Origin of the sequence: Robertmurraya dakarensis (genome assembly GCF_900156875.1) — a bacterium.
In the GTDB taxonomy this organism is placed as follows: Bacteria; Bacillota; Bacilli; order Bacillales; family Cytobacillaceae; genus Robertmurraya; species Robertmurraya dakarensis.
In genome coordinates, this window is sequence record NZ_LT707409.1 from 56,803 (window position 1) to 71,472 (window position 14,670).

General features: G+C 38.6%; 13 protein-coding genes. 11 read left to right on the top strand and 2 right to left on the bottom strand.

What is annotated here, in order from left to right:
- Positions 1 to 19: 19 nt before the first annotated feature.
- From dctP to CZ487_RS09545, 3 genes are all read left to right on the top strand, one after another.
- Positions 20 to 1,096 carry a TRAP transporter substrate-binding protein DctP gene (dctP, locus tag CZ487_RS09535; RefSeq protein ID WP_161949615.1) on the top strand — a complete coding sequence of 359 codons (1,077 nt, stop codon included), beginning with the start codon at positions 20 to 22 and terminating at the stop codon, positions 1,094 to 1,096.
- Positions 1,097 to 1,253: 157 nt separating this feature from the next.
- Positions 1,254 to 1,889, top strand: a complete 636-nt coding sequence (locus tag CZ487_RS09540; RefSeq protein ID WP_077211973.1) for a hypothetical protein — start codon at positions 1,254 to 1,256, stop codon at positions 1,887 to 1,889.
- A gap of 122 nt (positions 1,890 to 2,011) precedes the next feature.
- Positions 2,012 to 2,257 (top strand): DUF2164 domain-containing protein, encoded by a 246-nt coding sequence (locus CZ487_RS09545; protein WP_077211974.1) that lies wholly within the window; start codon positions 2,012 to 2,014, stop codon positions 2,255 to 2,257.
- Positions 2,258 to 2,329: 72 nt separating this feature from the next.
- Here the strand turns inward: CZ487_RS09545 and CZ487_RS09550 are convergent, their stop codons facing one another.
- Positions 2,330 to 3,604: a vWA domain-containing protein gene (locus CZ487_RS09550; protein WP_077211975.1), complete on the bottom strand. Its 1,275-nt coding sequence runs from the start codon at positions 3,602 to 3,604 to the stop codon at positions 2,330 to 2,332.
- A 195-nt stretch (positions 3,605 to 3,799) separates the two neighbouring features.
- On the opposite strand from CZ487_RS09550, the gene CZ487_RS09555 reads away from it, so the two are divergent.
- From CZ487_RS09555 to CZ487_RS09565, 3 genes are all read left to right on the top strand, one after another.
- Positions 3,800 to 4,273 carry a hypothetical protein gene (locus tag CZ487_RS09555; protein WP_077211976.1) on the top strand — a complete coding sequence of 158 codons (474 nt, stop codon included), beginning with the start codon at positions 3,800 to 3,802 and terminating at the stop codon, positions 4,271 to 4,273.
- A 159-nt stretch (positions 4,274 to 4,432) separates the two neighbouring features.
- On the top strand, positions 4,433 to 5,125 hold the full coding sequence (locus tag CZ487_RS09560) for an AIM24 family protein (protein ID WP_077211977.1): 693 nt from the start codon (positions 4,433 to 4,435) through the stop codon (positions 5,123 to 5,125).
- 38 nt (positions 5,126 to 5,163) lie between these two features.
- Complete coding sequence (locus tag CZ487_RS09565; RefSeq protein ID WP_077211978.1) at positions 5,164 to 6,966, top strand: M3 family oligoendopeptidase; 1,803 nt, start codon at positions 5,164 to 5,166, stop codon at positions 6,964 to 6,966.
- Between the two features lie 84 nt (positions 6,967 to 7,050).
- On the opposite strand, the gene CZ487_RS09570 is transcribed toward CZ487_RS09565, so the two are convergent.
- The gene (locus CZ487_RS09570; protein WP_077211979.1) at positions 7,051 to 7,611 is read right to left on the bottom strand and encodes a CBO0543 family protein; all 561 of its coding nucleotides are present in this window, start codon (positions 7,609 to 7,611) and stop codon (positions 7,051 to 7,053) included.
- 225 nt (positions 7,612 to 7,836) lie between these two features.
- On the opposite strand from CZ487_RS09570, the gene CZ487_RS09575 reads away from it, so the two are divergent.
- From CZ487_RS09575 to CZ487_RS09590, 5 genes are all read left to right on the top strand, one after another.
- The gene (locus tag CZ487_RS09575; protein ID WP_077211980.1) at positions 7,837 to 8,787 is read left to right on the top strand and encodes a C40 family peptidase; all 951 of its coding nucleotides are present in this window, start codon (positions 7,837 to 7,839) and stop codon (positions 8,785 to 8,787) included.
- A gap of 216 nt (positions 8,788 to 9,003) precedes the next feature.
- Positions 9,004 to 11,229 (top strand): YcdB/YcdC domain-containing protein, encoded by a 2,226-nt coding sequence (locus CZ487_RS09580; protein WP_084783186.1) that lies wholly within the window; start codon positions 9,004 to 9,006, stop codon positions 11,227 to 11,229.
- Positions 11,230 to 11,407: 178 nt separating this feature from the next.
- On the top strand, positions 11,408 to 11,575 hold the full coding sequence (locus tag CZ487_RS27100) for a hypothetical protein (protein ID WP_154676020.1): 168 nt from the start codon (positions 11,408 to 11,410) through the stop codon (positions 11,573 to 11,575).
- Between the two features lie 117 nt (positions 11,576 to 11,692).
- On the top strand, positions 11,693 to 12,265 hold the full coding sequence (locus CZ487_RS09585) for a TetR/AcrR family transcriptional regulator (RefSeq protein ID WP_077211981.1): 573 nt from the start codon (positions 11,693 to 11,695) through the stop codon (positions 12,263 to 12,265).
- Positions 12,266 to 12,330: 65 nt separating this feature from the next.
- On the top strand, positions 12,331 to 14,490 hold the full coding sequence (locus CZ487_RS09590; RefSeq protein ID WP_077211982.1) for a YhgE/Pip domain-containing protein: 2,160 nt from the start codon (positions 12,331 to 12,333) through the stop codon (positions 14,488 to 14,490).
- Positions 14,491 to 14,670: the final 180 nt, after the last annotated feature.

Genomic DNA, 14,670 nt, shown 5'->3' on the forward strand with positions numbered 1-14,670 from the left:
ATAGGGGGTTGCGATGGTGATGAAGAAGTATTCTATGATCATGGGTCTTTTAATTTTTTTCCTAATGCTAGCGGGCTGCAGTTCAAGCTCAGGGAACACATCTAATTCAAACAATCAATCTGCCAATGAGCAAGAGGACGCCGAACAAGAAACAATTACCTTGAATTTGGCTTCAGCTCACTCACCGACACACTCATTTGCTGAAAAAGGGATTGAGCCGTTCATGGAGAGGGTGACAGAATTAACAGATGGTCAGGTTCAATTTGATTATTATCCTGCTGAACAATTAGGAAAAGCTGCGGATTTAATAGGATTGGCCCAGGATGGGGCGACAGATATTACTTATTATGCGAGTCCATATTATCCTAGTAAAATGCCAATTGGCAGCAACTTGCTTGGGATGCCTGGATTGTTTGAAGATACATACCAAGCCTCCATGGCCTTTCATACGGTTAGTCAGCAGAGTCCTGTTTTAGAAAATGATTTTCTGAATAATGGGGTAAGACCTGTTGCGACTTATGTAACTCCGCCATTCGACTTTTTTACAAAAGATATTGAAATTAAAGTTCCGGAAGATTTAAAAGGGTTAAAAGTCCGTTCACCAGGCGGTGTACAGAGTAAGTTGTTAGAATTTGTAGGGGCTACTCCTGTATCTGTGCCGACACCAGAGATGTACGAAGCTTTTGATAAAGGCGTAATCGATACACTTTATGCTGCTGTTATGTCGCTGGATGATGTAAAATTAAATGAAGTTATTGGCACGGGGACAAAAGGTGCCGCTTATGGTTCTGGAAGTGTTGGATTAGTGATTAGTGAAAAGAAATGGCAGGAGCTTCCAGACAATGTGAAAGAGGCGATCACACAAGCTGGCATGGAATTCACTGAGAATTATTCAACGTTTATTCTTGAAGAAAACGAAAAGGCGATTGAAAGATGGATTTCTGAAGGAATCACGATTCATGAAATTTCTGGAGCAGAGCAGGAGCAATGGCAAAAAGTTGCAGAAGAATTTAACGCAAAATGGATAGAAGAACAAAACAGTGAAGACTTCACGAAGGCTGTAGAGATGCTGCAAACTGAGGCGCAAAAATATTAAACTATCCACATAGTGGCAAGGTTGAAAAGCGACCATATTTTTTAATGGGATTCCCATTTAAGAAATATGGTCGCTTTTTTGTGTTTGAGTTACTTTTTGCAACGTTTTCAAATGAACTACGTCAATTATTATGAGAGTACTAACGGGAGGGAAGGTCATGAAAAAAATAAGTATTTTATTCTTAATCATACTTTTACTTTTAGGAGCATGTGGGACGAATGGGGAACATGATGTAATAGATGAAAAAGAAGGACAGAATGAGCAAGTAAATAAAGAAGAGGATGGTGCTGGGGATGAAGTTGCAGAAGAAGACGCCGAGCAGCCAACATCCATGCCGGAGTTAGAGGAAACAAAAACAGTGGAGATGTTAATCGAAGGAACAACGGAAGAGAAGGTTGTGAAGCTTCATCATCATGAACAACTAGGCTTTTCCACATATGTGCCAGAAGATATGGTAGTAGAGTCAGATGTTCAAGTGTTTAACGTTTACACCAATTTTGAGGGAGTCAAAAACGAAGATGCTCGTTTATTTGTGGTGAAATTAACAGAAAAAAAGGGTACTGACTATCTTGAGGAAGCTGGCTTTACTTTAACGGAGGTAAACAACAAAGCTTATGAGTTTTCGGAAAAAGAATACAGCATAAAAAAGAAAGTGTTGATTGGCAGAGTTTCTACTTTTACGCAAAATGATGAAAGTTATATGTTAGGGTATTACTATCCAAGTGAGTATGGGGATGGCTTCAGCGCACGCTCAAATATTATCGTGGATGAAATGGTATGGCATAATGAGTAACAATTGCTGAGAGAAACCTGATAAAGTTGGAATCTGTTTTAGTTATCTCTTTCATTATCGACGGGCAAATCTTAAAATGAAGATATTGTTAACCCTACAATTAATTGAAGGAGTGTTTCTACTTGTTTTATAAACTTACGAAAGAGCAGCAGCAAATCATGATTTCGGATATCCAGCGCTTCTTTTCACAAGAAAGAGATGAGGAAATCTCAGAGTTTGCGGCTGAGAGAGTACTGGATTTTGTGAAGGAGTCACTTGCTCCTCATTTTTATAATGCTGCTGTGATGGATGCGAAACGGGTTGTTGAACAGCAATTTGCGTCTTTGGATGATGAGATCTTGACACTGGAGAGGCCGATAGGAAAATAATTTGGTTCATTCTTGAAAACACCTCACAAACGGTAAGCTTACAACGTTTATGAGGTGTTTTTTGAATGCAGTTTATTTTGTGATTCCTAACATTCGCGCTTCTTTCAGCCAAGTCGGAAATTCATTAAACAGCCGCTGATAAAGTTCTTCGTCACTGACTTTGTCAATATCATCTAAGGCAAAGAAATCTGCGTTATCTACGGTTCTTCCTGATAAATCATCTAGATTGCGCAAAACTCCATAGTTCGCGTTTCCAAGCCCGACAAACTGCCAAAATATATTTTCTTTGGAACTGTCTATCAGTAGCTGCGAGATTTTTTTCTCTTCATAGATACCGCCATCGCTAAAAAAGATGATATAAGTTGGAATGTCTTTATTAGGTTCTTCGATAGTAAACTTTTTAATAATATCTGCCATGACAAGAGGTTCGTTGTTTCCAATTCCGACGCCGCCAATGAACCTCGGTTTGGGATACGTTCTTTTTACATAATCTTCATAGTCTCTTTCAGAGACACTCGGTGCCCGCATGAATTTGCTTCCAAAGAACCAAACATCTAATATTCCATCGTCATCCATACAGGCTGCAATGGCTAAAACTCGTTCAAAGGCACGCTGTACCGTATCTTTAGCGTACAAATTTGCCATTGAACCAGAGGCATCAAACACAACGGCAACACGCGCTTTTTCGGAAGTTAGATTTTTCTTTTCAAGAGATATTTTCACTTTCTTCTTTAATAAGTCAATCTTAGTTAAATTGACAGCCGGGGGAGGACTGGGAATAGAATCTGAGATTACGTTTGCAGGAGGTGCTTCTTCAACCTCTTCCTCCTCGACGACAACTCCATGAGCTTCGGCTAGCGGTTTCAGTCCACCGTTAAATCCCTTCCCGATTCCTCTAAGCTTAAACCAATCTTTATATCGGTACACTTCTGCCAGCACTAAAGAGGTCTCGTCACTCACTTGGTCTATTTCGAATAGGATTTCCCCGCTTGCTGATTTAACCGTAATTCTACAATCCTTTACATCCTTAAAAGTACCGGGTCCATCTAAAGTAGCCGCGAACACACATTTGTGGATGCTTGTAGTAAGAAGGGAATGTAGATTTACAGAGAATGTGGCGGCATTCGGTTCAGAACGAACTAAATTAATGACCTTTTCAGGATCTGTAGGTTGATTATAGAAAATCATATAATCATCTGATGGTACCTTTCCATTTTCTCCTACCATAAAGCAGCTGACATCAACAACTGCAGGGGAATAGCTCCATTCAATCGCAACTTCAATTATTCCGTCCATTGCTAATGGTATATTTCCGCCTTTTACTAGCGATATAACTTGGTTCGACACTATCTAACCTCCTCATCAATGATCATTAAGTCTAGTCTACTGGAGGATTTATTGACTGTCTACTAAACAGAAGTTGCAGTAATGCTTTAAATATTTTTAGTTTAATCGAAATTTTTAGCCGTGATATTAATGGTGATTTTGGACATTTTAAAAATAGTAATGGAATGAAAATGAAAGTGTGGGTGATATAGGAAGATGTCTAAGAGGCATAAGGTGTTTAATTTAGCAATCATATTAATTCCTTGGTGTTCCTTGATGTTTATGGGGAAGCGTGATTTTAAACGATACTCGCTGGCGGGTCTAGTTATTGTTCTCCTGGAGATTGTAAATCATATGTATGGTCAAAAACGAGACTGGTGGTATTTTTTCGATAAACGAAAATCATTCCTGACCAATGAACTACCATTTAGCATTGGGCCGTATATGCCCGTTTCTATGTGGCTTCTTAAATTATCTTACGGTAATTTTAAGAAGTTCTTAACGCTTAATGCATTATCAGATGGCTTTTTTGCTTTTTTCTTAATGAAATGGCTAAAAAAAATAAAAATTATTAAGCTGAAAAGATTAAATCCTTTTCAATTTTTTCTGTACTTATACTATAAAGTATTTATCTTATACGGAACGCAATATTTGGTTGAAAATAGAAACAGGTTGAAATTGTACATATAACACGGACACTTCAACTAAATGATTTTTTACATAATGGGGAAGATAGACTAATTTACATTCACAAGTTGATTACCAACTTTTGTGAGTGTTTTTTATTTTTTCTGCCTCCTTAGTGTTAAAATATGGGAAGATGACATGATTAAAAGGATGTGTATAACTGTGAATAGATATTCCATCTCTGAATTTATAAAAAAAACCGAGCAGGAAGATAAGGGTGAAGGATTGTTTGAATTAGAAACTCCGCGTATGCTGGAGGTGAACTTAGAGGGACTTGTCTGGGCAAAGGCAGGGTCAATGGTTGCATATAATGGAAGCATTAAGTTTGAAAGAGAAGGAATTTTGGAACATGGATTAGGGAATATGTTCAAGAAGGCTTTTACAGGTGAAGGGGCTTCTCTCATGAAAGCGAATGGACAGGGAAAATTGTATCTGGCTGATCAAGGTAAAAAAATTATTATTCTTCACCTGCAAAATGAAGTAATTTATGTGAATGGAAATGATCTTCTAGCTTTTGAACCGTCGATTAAACATAATATTAAACTCATGAAGCGCGTTGCAGGGATGATGGCTGGAGGATTGTTTAATGTCCGGTGTGAGGGGACTGGCATGATTGCGATTACCACTCATTATGAACCGTTAACTTTAAGAGTGACTCCGGGCAAGCCTGTCATTACTGATCCGAATGCAACGGTTGCGTGGTCAGGAAATCTACAGCCTGAATTTCAAACAGACATTTCTTTCAAGACTTTTGTGGGAAGAGGCAGCGGTGAATCAATCCAAATGCGATTTGAAGGTGATGGTTTTGTCATTGTACAGCCGTATGAAGAAGTCTATATGCAGTCGAATAGTTGATAGTGAGTAATCGGAAGTTATTAATAGGAGTGAGGATATTGAAATATAAAGATACTTGGGATTTAGAAGCAATTTTTCCAGGAGGTACAAGATCTACGCAGTTGCAAACTAAGTTACATTCTATTAAGGAAGAAATCAGAGAATATAAGACATTGATTTTAGGCTTAAGTGAAGATCAATATGGAGATGTATTAAAAGCAATTTTAAAGAAACAGGAAAGTCTTGAAAAAGGGATTGGTCAATGCCGCACTTTTGTGCAAATGTGGCATGATGCTTACACAAATGATGAATACGCAAATGTCGTGATGGGACAGGTGATGGACTTATCGAGTGAAGAAGAGAATCTTTCAACGATATTGACAAAGAAAATTGTGGCTATCCCTGATGGTGACTGGCAAAGTCTGATGAAGGATGAGGAACTAAAAGAGGTATCATTTGCTTTAAACGAGATCCGTGATCAAGGGAAGCGCCTATTATCGGAAGCGGAAGAAAAACTCATTACAGATTTAAATAAAGATGGATTAGCCGGATGGAGCAATTTATATGATACCGCTGTTTCGATCATGACGATCCCTTTTACGGACCAGGAGGGGAACACAACGGAGTATTCTGTAGGCCAGGCGATGAATCGTATGTATGCAGACCCGGATCCTAACGTGCGTAAACAGCTTTTTGAGAATTGGGAAGAAGCTTGGACGAAATTTGCGCCCATCTTTGCCGAAACGTTAAATCATTTAGACGGATACAGAATTACGCTGCAAAAAGCACATAATCGAGAACATTACTTGGATGAACCATTGGAATATAACCGGATGTCCAAGGAAACCCTTGATGCGATGTGGAATGCAGTCAGTAAGCATAAACAGCCTTTTATTAATTTCTTAAACCAAAAGGCAAAAATATTAGGCATGGAAAAATTAGGATGGCAGGATGTGGATGCACCGATTGCATTAGGGGATGCAAAGCCGCCAAGTTTTACCTATGATGATGCATGTGATTTTGTTATCGAAAACTTTGCTGCGTTTGGACCAAAGCTTTCATCCTTTGCAAAGCATGCTTTGGAAAATCGCTGGGTAGAAGCAGAGGATCGAACCAATAAGCGGCCGGGAGGTTATTGCGAAGAACTGCCTGAATTTGAAGAATCGCGCATTTTTATGACATTTACCGGTTCCACAAGTGATGTAAGTACGTTAGCGCATGAATTAGGGCATGCGTATCACAGCTACGTGATGAGGGATCTGCCTAATCTAAACCGCAGCTATGCCATGAACGTGGCGGAAACAGCTAGTACTTTTGCTGAAACAATTATTAGTAATGCCACGGTAACTAAAGCAAAATCGAATAGTGAGAAAATCACTCTATTAAATAGCAAAATTGAAAATGCAACGGCGATGTTCATGAACATTCACGCCCGGTTCTTGTTTGAGAAATCCTTTTATGAGGAACGTTCAGAAGGAATTGTGTCCGAGCAGAGAATCAATGAACTAATGCTGAAAGCGCAGAAGGAAGCATATGGGGACTCTTTGTCAACTTACCATCCGCACTTTTGGTGCAGCAAACTGCATTTCTTTATTGATGATGTGCCGTTCTACAATTTTCCGTATACATTTGGGTACTTATTCAGCCTAGGGATTTACTCTGAATATTTAAAGAATCCAGATGACTTCGAGGGAAAATATATTGCGCTGCTTCGTGACACGGGTTCCATGAAGGTTGAAGACTTAGCGATGAAACATTTGGGAGTCGATATGACGAAATCATCATTTTGGGAAGCTGGCATAAAGCTGATGGCAAAAGACGTCGAGGAATTTATCAATTTAACGAATGAAGCTATGAAATAGTTCCACATGAAAGGCTGCTTATAAAAGCGGCCTTTTCAAGTTTTTGAAGCAGCGCTAAATTAAGTCGCGGATTAGTATATCACTCTACTTGCAGCAAGCATCTGAGAATGCTTCTCTTTTTGTTAACCAATCAGCAAATATGTAAATAAGAGCATAAATCGGAAGGGAACAAATATAATGCCAGCCAGTTAACACATAGTAGCCTGCCCATACAAAAATTGGCTCCCCTGCAAATGATGTTAATGTACCGAAAAATAATCCTTTTTTCCAAGGTGCGATATGTGGTTTCGTTTGAATTAGAAACATGATTGCGACGGGTAACATACAAAAATTGAACGGAAGCCATGCGGGAAAGGTGGGGGTCATTTTCCCTGTATAATACCAGAGCCCCATCGCAACACCGATGTAATCCAAACAAACCGATATTAGGATCACGGTGATTCCAGCATACAAAAGGCGGTGAGTACTTTCTTTTTTGCGATAAAATATCCAAAATCCCCATGCCCCGATTGATAGTAAAACAGATAACCACCAATCCCAGTGAAAGAATGTGTATTCTAGCCAGAGTTCTCCATAATTTGTATGTAGTTCGCGAAAATTATGAAATAACTGTTCCACATTCTCCATTTTCTGTTCTTTATCCAAGCAGTTCACCTCTTATTTTAGAAGTTTCTACTAGTATCTCCTCCATCACATTGATACAGTCACAGTTCACTTATGTTATTGAGGGGGATACTGGTAAAATGAAGAAGATAAACCAATAAAAAGAGGGTATAACACTTCTTCTTATCAAGGTATGATGAATCTCGTTGGGACACCAACAAACAAAGGTTACGAGACAAAATCTACCAATGAAGAGAGTGTTGTTATTTGAAAAAAAAGTCCATCGCGTCAATTGCCGCAATCGGCATTATGTCCTTCAGTTTTTCGTACCAGGCAAGTGCACATGAATTAACATATACTGTTAAATCTGGTGATACCCTTTGGAAAGTTGCCTCTGTTCATCAACTTTCTGTTTCAGAGTTAATGAGATTTAATAGTTTAACATCTTCCATGATTCATGTCGGTCAAGAACTATCATTAATTGCGCCGCACACACATTCAACTCCAATTTCTACTTATACCGTTAAATCAGGAGACAGTCTTTATACAATTGCTAGAAACCATAATTTATCGGTTTCTGAATTAAAATCCATCAACCAATTGTCATCCGATATGATTTTTGTCGGACAAGTATTAAAAGTTTCAAATACAAATTCTGCTGCACCAGTTCAACCGACAAATGAAAATGTTTACCATGTCAAATCAGGTGATTCTCTTTGGAAAATTGCTAATGACAACGGATTAACGGTTGCACAAATTAAGGAATATAATCAGTTAACATCTGATTCTATTTATGTTGGACAAGTGCTGAAATTAACTTCACAAGTAACAGTCCCCCCAGCACCGTTGATAACGCCCTATAATGCAGACGCTTTAATTGCAGAAGGGAAGAAATACATCGGTGTTCCTTACGTATGGGCTGGTTCCTCACCGTCTGGCTTTGATTGCTCAGGATTTCTAAATTATGTTTTTAATCAGGTTGGAGTCTCAATCCCGCGTACTGTTGAAACCATTTGGGCTGCAGGTACACCAGTTTCAAGTCCGCAAAAGGGGGACTTAGTGTTTTTTGAAACCTATAAACCGGGTCCTAGCCATGCGGGGATATACTTAGGAAACAATGAATTCTTGCATGCAGGAACAAGTACAGGTGTAACCATATCAGATATGAATAATTCTTATTGGAAACCTCGCTATTTAGGGGCAAAGGCGGTTAGGTAGATTAATAGAAGTGGAAATTTTCAAACGCTTGGAATGTCGCTGCAGTGCAGCATTATTCCAAGCGTTTTTTAAAAAAATTTTATAAAGTATACCTTGTTACTTGTTATTGGTTGGTCGCTTGCGATTTGTATGTTTAAATTTCTGAATGTTATAACTATTATTTTTCGAAATTTTGATATATAATTTAATAGATTGTAAATTATTGGGAGTGATACTGTGAGAAACTTTAAAAAAACTAGTATGTTAGCGTTGTCTACCGTCATGTCATTTGGAATTCTTGCGCCAGCCGTTAGTGCAGCACCTTTTAATGCGCAGCAGCAGGAGGTTCAATTTCGGATCGCCAAGGCTGACACAGTAGTGACAAAAAGTGAACTTATTGAGAGGTTTAGGGGAATTTTCCCTGATTTTGACTTCTTAAATGAAGGCGATTTTCATATGAGCAGTGGACATACATATCCAGATGATGATTCGATACGCTATGAATTGGATTTCCATAAGAATCTGAACGGACATCAAGTATATGGTGGTGTAGGGTTTGTAGGCGAAAATTTAGAGCTGGAACGGTTTTACTACGAACCAATAAGAACTGCCGATTCGCTTTTCCCGCCAAAAGTAACGAGAGAAGAAGCGGAGAAAGCGGCACGTGCTTTTTTAGAGCAATTTGCTGAGGGAGAAGACTATAAGCTGAATGCTGATACCTATTACTATTCAGGCAACCAAACACTCACGGATCCGATTCGTTATTCTTTTTCTTTTGTTTCTACAAAAAATCAAATACCGTTATCAGATCAATTTGTCCAAATATCTGTGCTTGGAAATGGTGAGATAGTTGAATACTACCGTAATTTAAATAATCATGGACCGCAAACATATGACGACATAAAGAAAGTTCAATCTGAGCAGGAAATACTAGCAAAGGTGAAAGATAATTTAGCAATTCAGTTACGATACAGATTGAATTATGATTATCGAAGCGATGAACGTTCTGTCGATTTGGTTTACCAGCCAACTGGTCAATTCTATGGTGTTCATGCCCTTTCAGGTGAATGGCAAAATGCCAGCGGCTTTACAGCTGACTTGCCTGTAGCAAAAGAAATCATTAGGGTAGCTAATAAGCCTCTGCAGCCGAAGGAGAAGAATTTTACATTAGAAAAAGTAAAAGCTCAGGCTGAAGAATTACTTGCAATAGATCATGATAACATTAATTTGTCGATTCAATCCATCGATGAAAGACAGAATTATAATGGACAAGAAGTCATTAATATTCAGTACATGTATGAATATCAAAATGGCGGATATGGATCAGATCTTGAGTTTGATAAAGAAACAGGTGAGATTATCCAATACCATGACCTAAAGCATGAGGTCCTTAAAGAAATTGGTGAGGAAAGTGCAAGCGGCAAACCACTTTCACGTGAAAAGGCACTTGAAAGAGCAGTTGATTATTTAAAAGCGTACGCACCTTCCTATCTTCATCATTATTCCATGCCGTTAGAGGACTCTTATTTTGAGAGTGATCGTGGAATCTATTATTTCACCTTTCCAAGAGTGGTGAATGATATTGTCGTGAATGGTGACCAAATATCAGTGACGGTTGCTGAAGATGGCTCATTATTAGGATTGAATGTGGGTTATCAGGATGTTGAAAATTGGCCATCAAGCGAAGATATTATTTCTGAGGAAAAGGCAATGGAACTATATTCAAAAGCCTTAGGGCTAGAGCTGCAATACGTAAAAGAAGGGAATGGTAAAAAAGATCATCACTATCATCTTGTGTATCAGCTAGTATTTAATGAAAATTCGTTCAGCTTCTTAGATGCAATTACAGGTGATTGGAAATCCATCGAACAGGATGCTGCTGACAGCCCGGTTGTTTCACACCCTTGGGCAGAAGAGGAGCTAAATTTCCTTATTCAAGCTGGTATTCTAGAAGTAGACGATGCCGGGGAGTTTAAAGGAGATGCACCTGTCACGAAAGGTGAAGGAATAGAAGTCATTATGAAGTCACTTACTCGTTTCTATGAGGGGTATTATCCAGAACGTGAGAACGACAGTCAAACCTTCGACAATATTGGCCCTGATCACCCATTATATCAAGTGGTTGAACGTGCGGCCACAATGGAAATTCTCGACACGGGAAATAAAAGTTTCAATTTTGAGGCACCTTTGACAAGGGAGGAATTAGCAGTATGGTATATCCGTGCATTAGGATTAGAATCTGCCGCGGAACATCATAAAATCTATAAGCTGGAGTTCGCTGATGCAAGGGATGTAGACTATCGAAATGTTGGTTATGTGGCGATCGCGAACGCAATTGGAGTATTAACAGCTGATGAAAATAAATTCAGACCAGACGATAAAGTAACGTATGCGGATCTTGCCGTGTCAACATTCCGCCTCGCACGGGAAGTGTATGAAAGAGGGTCTGAATTTAGATATTAAGGACCTTCCTCATTTAATAGAGGGAGATAAGCATAATACAATGGAGTTTTAAGAAAGACCTGTAAGGTTTACCTAACTTCCAGGTCTTTTGTTATTTTTAGAATTAATAAAAAAATGTTTAAACATAAACAATACTGGGAAAAGAGAGGTAAGAGATTTTTTTGAGGGAGAGAGAAAAATGGAGCAGAAAGAGAGTTTGTTCACCGATTTTGTGCAAAAAGATCGCTTTGAATTGAAATCGTATTTAAGTTATCTATTTAATCATTATAAAAAACACCTTCATGATGACAGAACATTAGATGAGAAAAGCAAAGAATACTCGGAAAGGCCTTATTATCCTGTTTAGGATATAGGGTCTTTTATTATATATCTTTAAGTTGACACGAAATCTGAAAAGAGTATAATAATTTTTGTACTATATGACCGAAATCGTATTTTAGTCAGTTTATCTTGAGGTGAGAATATGAGCATTGATAGAAGGCAACTCATCATCGAAGCAGCGACAAAGTCTTTTTCTCAATTTGGCTATAAGGCAACGACGATGGACCAGGTGGCCAAGATTGCCAACGTTGGAAAAGGAACGATTTACACCTTTTTTAAAAATAAAGAAGAGCTATTTGATGAAATTACAAATAGCTTAATAAGGGAGATGAAGGTTGCCGCAGAAGATGCTTTTCAGACAGATCTTCCTTTTTATGAAAAAGTTCATAGAGCCCTTTATCGTATTTTAGAATATCGGCTGGAACATCAATTAACCATTAAGCTTTTTCAAGAGGGAAGAGAAATGAGAACTCCTGCTGTTATGGAAGTCATGGAAAGACTTGAACAGGGCATCATCAGCTATATTAAGGAAAAAGTAGCCCAAGCTGTGGACAAAGGTGAAATTAAGGAGTGTAATCCTGAACTAACGGCATTTGTAATGCTAAAGCTTTACATTGCTCTGATCTTTGATTGGGAGAGAAATCATGATCCGTTAACAAAGGAAGATATTGCTAAACTGCTTGAACAGTATGTTTTTAAAGGATTATCAAAGTAGATGGTCCTTAATTTTTTAAACTTAAGTGACCATTTGAACAATTTGGTCATTATGGAGGGAAATTGATGAAAAGTCTTTTTAAAGAGGAGCTGCTTGCTCTTTTTAAAAATAAAAAAATACTGATCCCAGTTCTAGCCGTGCTATTCATTCCCATTTTGTACAGCGGAATGTTTTTGTGGGCATTTTGGGATCCATATGGTCAATTAAGCGATCTGCCAGTAGTGGTCACAAATCAGGATAAAGGAGCCATTTTTGAAGGAGAAGAGTTAGAGCTGGGGAATGAATTAGTCGACAGGCTAAAGAAGAGTGATGACTTTAATTTTAAGTTTATGGAAAAAGAAAAAGCCTATGAGAGCCTGGAAAATCAACAATATTATTTGCTGATTGAAATTCCTGAGAACTTTTCTGAAAATGCCACCACACTGTTAGATGATGAACCTAAAAAACTAGAATTGAAATACGTTCCAAATGAAAGTTATAACTTTCTTGCATCGCAAATTGGCAGCACTGCCATTCAACAAATGAAAGCCAGCATCGCTGAAAAGGTTTCTGAAACTTATGCTGAGACCATGTTTACAAAAGTCGAGGAACTAGCTGGGGGAATTGGGCAAGCGAGTGATGGTGCAGACCAGCTAAGTAAAGGTACACTCGAGCTAAAGGACGGCACGGAAACGCTTCATGAAAAGCTATCAGAATTAGCACGTAAATCGATTGAGTTTAATAATGGAGTAAAGACGGTTCAGTCTGGTTCTGAAGACTTAGCAGCTGGAATTGAGTCATTGGCGAATGGTCTAACTCAATTAGAAGAGGGGCATCAAGAGCTATCCCTGGCAAGCAGGAATGCTGCGGAGGGAAGTGGTAACTTGGTGCAAGGAATTACAGAGACTAGATTAGGAATGGAAAAAGCAGCGAACAAGCTGCCGGATATTATTTCAGGAACCACTGAACTTCACCAAGGTGCTGAAAGTCTAGCAGGATCACTACAATCCTGGCAAACTCAAGCAGGAAAAGTAAGTGAAGGTGTGAGCATGCTAGAGGAAAAACTCCAAATGATCCTAAGTGAAATGCCGAATGAATCACAACAAAGAAGGGAGCTTGAGGCAGCATTAAGCTCTATCAAAACTAGAACATCTGAATTAAGCGGATATGCAGGTGAACTTTCACAGGGTGCTAAGGAACTTTCAGATGGACTGGAATCCTTAAATCAAGGACAAATGGAACTGCAAAACGGTATTACTACATTGGCTGAAGGAAGTGCAAAGCTTGAAAGTGGTGCCAAACAAGTTGCAGAAGGGGAGCAGCAAATTGCCGCGGGAATGAACACATTCCATGAAAAACTGTCGGTCGCAGCTGCAGGGGCTAGTGACATTGTACAAGGATCGAAAAAGTTAACCGGTGGTTTAGATCAATTGTCAGACGGTACAAATAAAATCGTACAAGGTACAGGGCAATTAGAAGAAGGATCAGGACAATTAGTGAAGGGAACTGCTGAGATCCACGATGGAAACAGTGAATTAGCAGAAAAATTATCTCAAGGTTCAAGCGAAGCATCTTCTGTAAATGCAGATGAAAACACTTTTAACATGATGGCAAACCCTGTGGAAGTAAAAAGCGAAAAACTGAATGAAGTACCAAACTACGGAACCGGATTTGCACCATATTTTATTTCTCTTGGTCTTTTTGTGGGAGCATTGATGATCTCGATTGTATTTCCATTAAGAGAGCCAGCAGTCGTTCCGCGAAGTGGTGTTCAATGGTTCTTAAGTAAATTTGCCATTCTTGGAGGTATTGGAATTATTCAGGGATTGATCGCTGCGTTCGTACTTATGGCATCTCTTGGTTTAGAAGTGCAAAGTGTTCCGTTATTCTTACTATTTAGTATTGTGACTAGCTTGACCTTTATGGCGCTGATTCAATTTTTAGTATCAGCGTTTGGAGACCCGGGACGATTTGTGGCTATTTTAGTTTTAATTTTCCAATTAACCACAAGTGCAGGTACATTCCCGCTGGAGCTAATCCCTAATTTTTTACAGCCATTTAGTGTTTTCTTGCCGATGACTTATACTGTTCAAGGTTTTAAAGCTGTTATTTCAAGCGGAAACTTAGCGTTTATGTGGCAAAATGTTTATATCTTAATAGGCTTTGCAATCATTTTTATGATTGGCAGTCTAGCGTATTTTAATTTCAAACATAAAAGACAGTTTCGAGCACTACAACATGACTAAAAAGCATCAGGCCAAATCTTATGGGATTTGGTCTATTGCTTTGAAACATAATTTACCAGCGTAGGAAGTGCAATTTTTTATACTATTGGTATAAAAATGTTGTGCTTTTTGTACCTCAGGTATAGAATAGATCAAGTGTCTAAAAAATTAAATACTAGAAAGAAAAGAGGGATGAGAGAA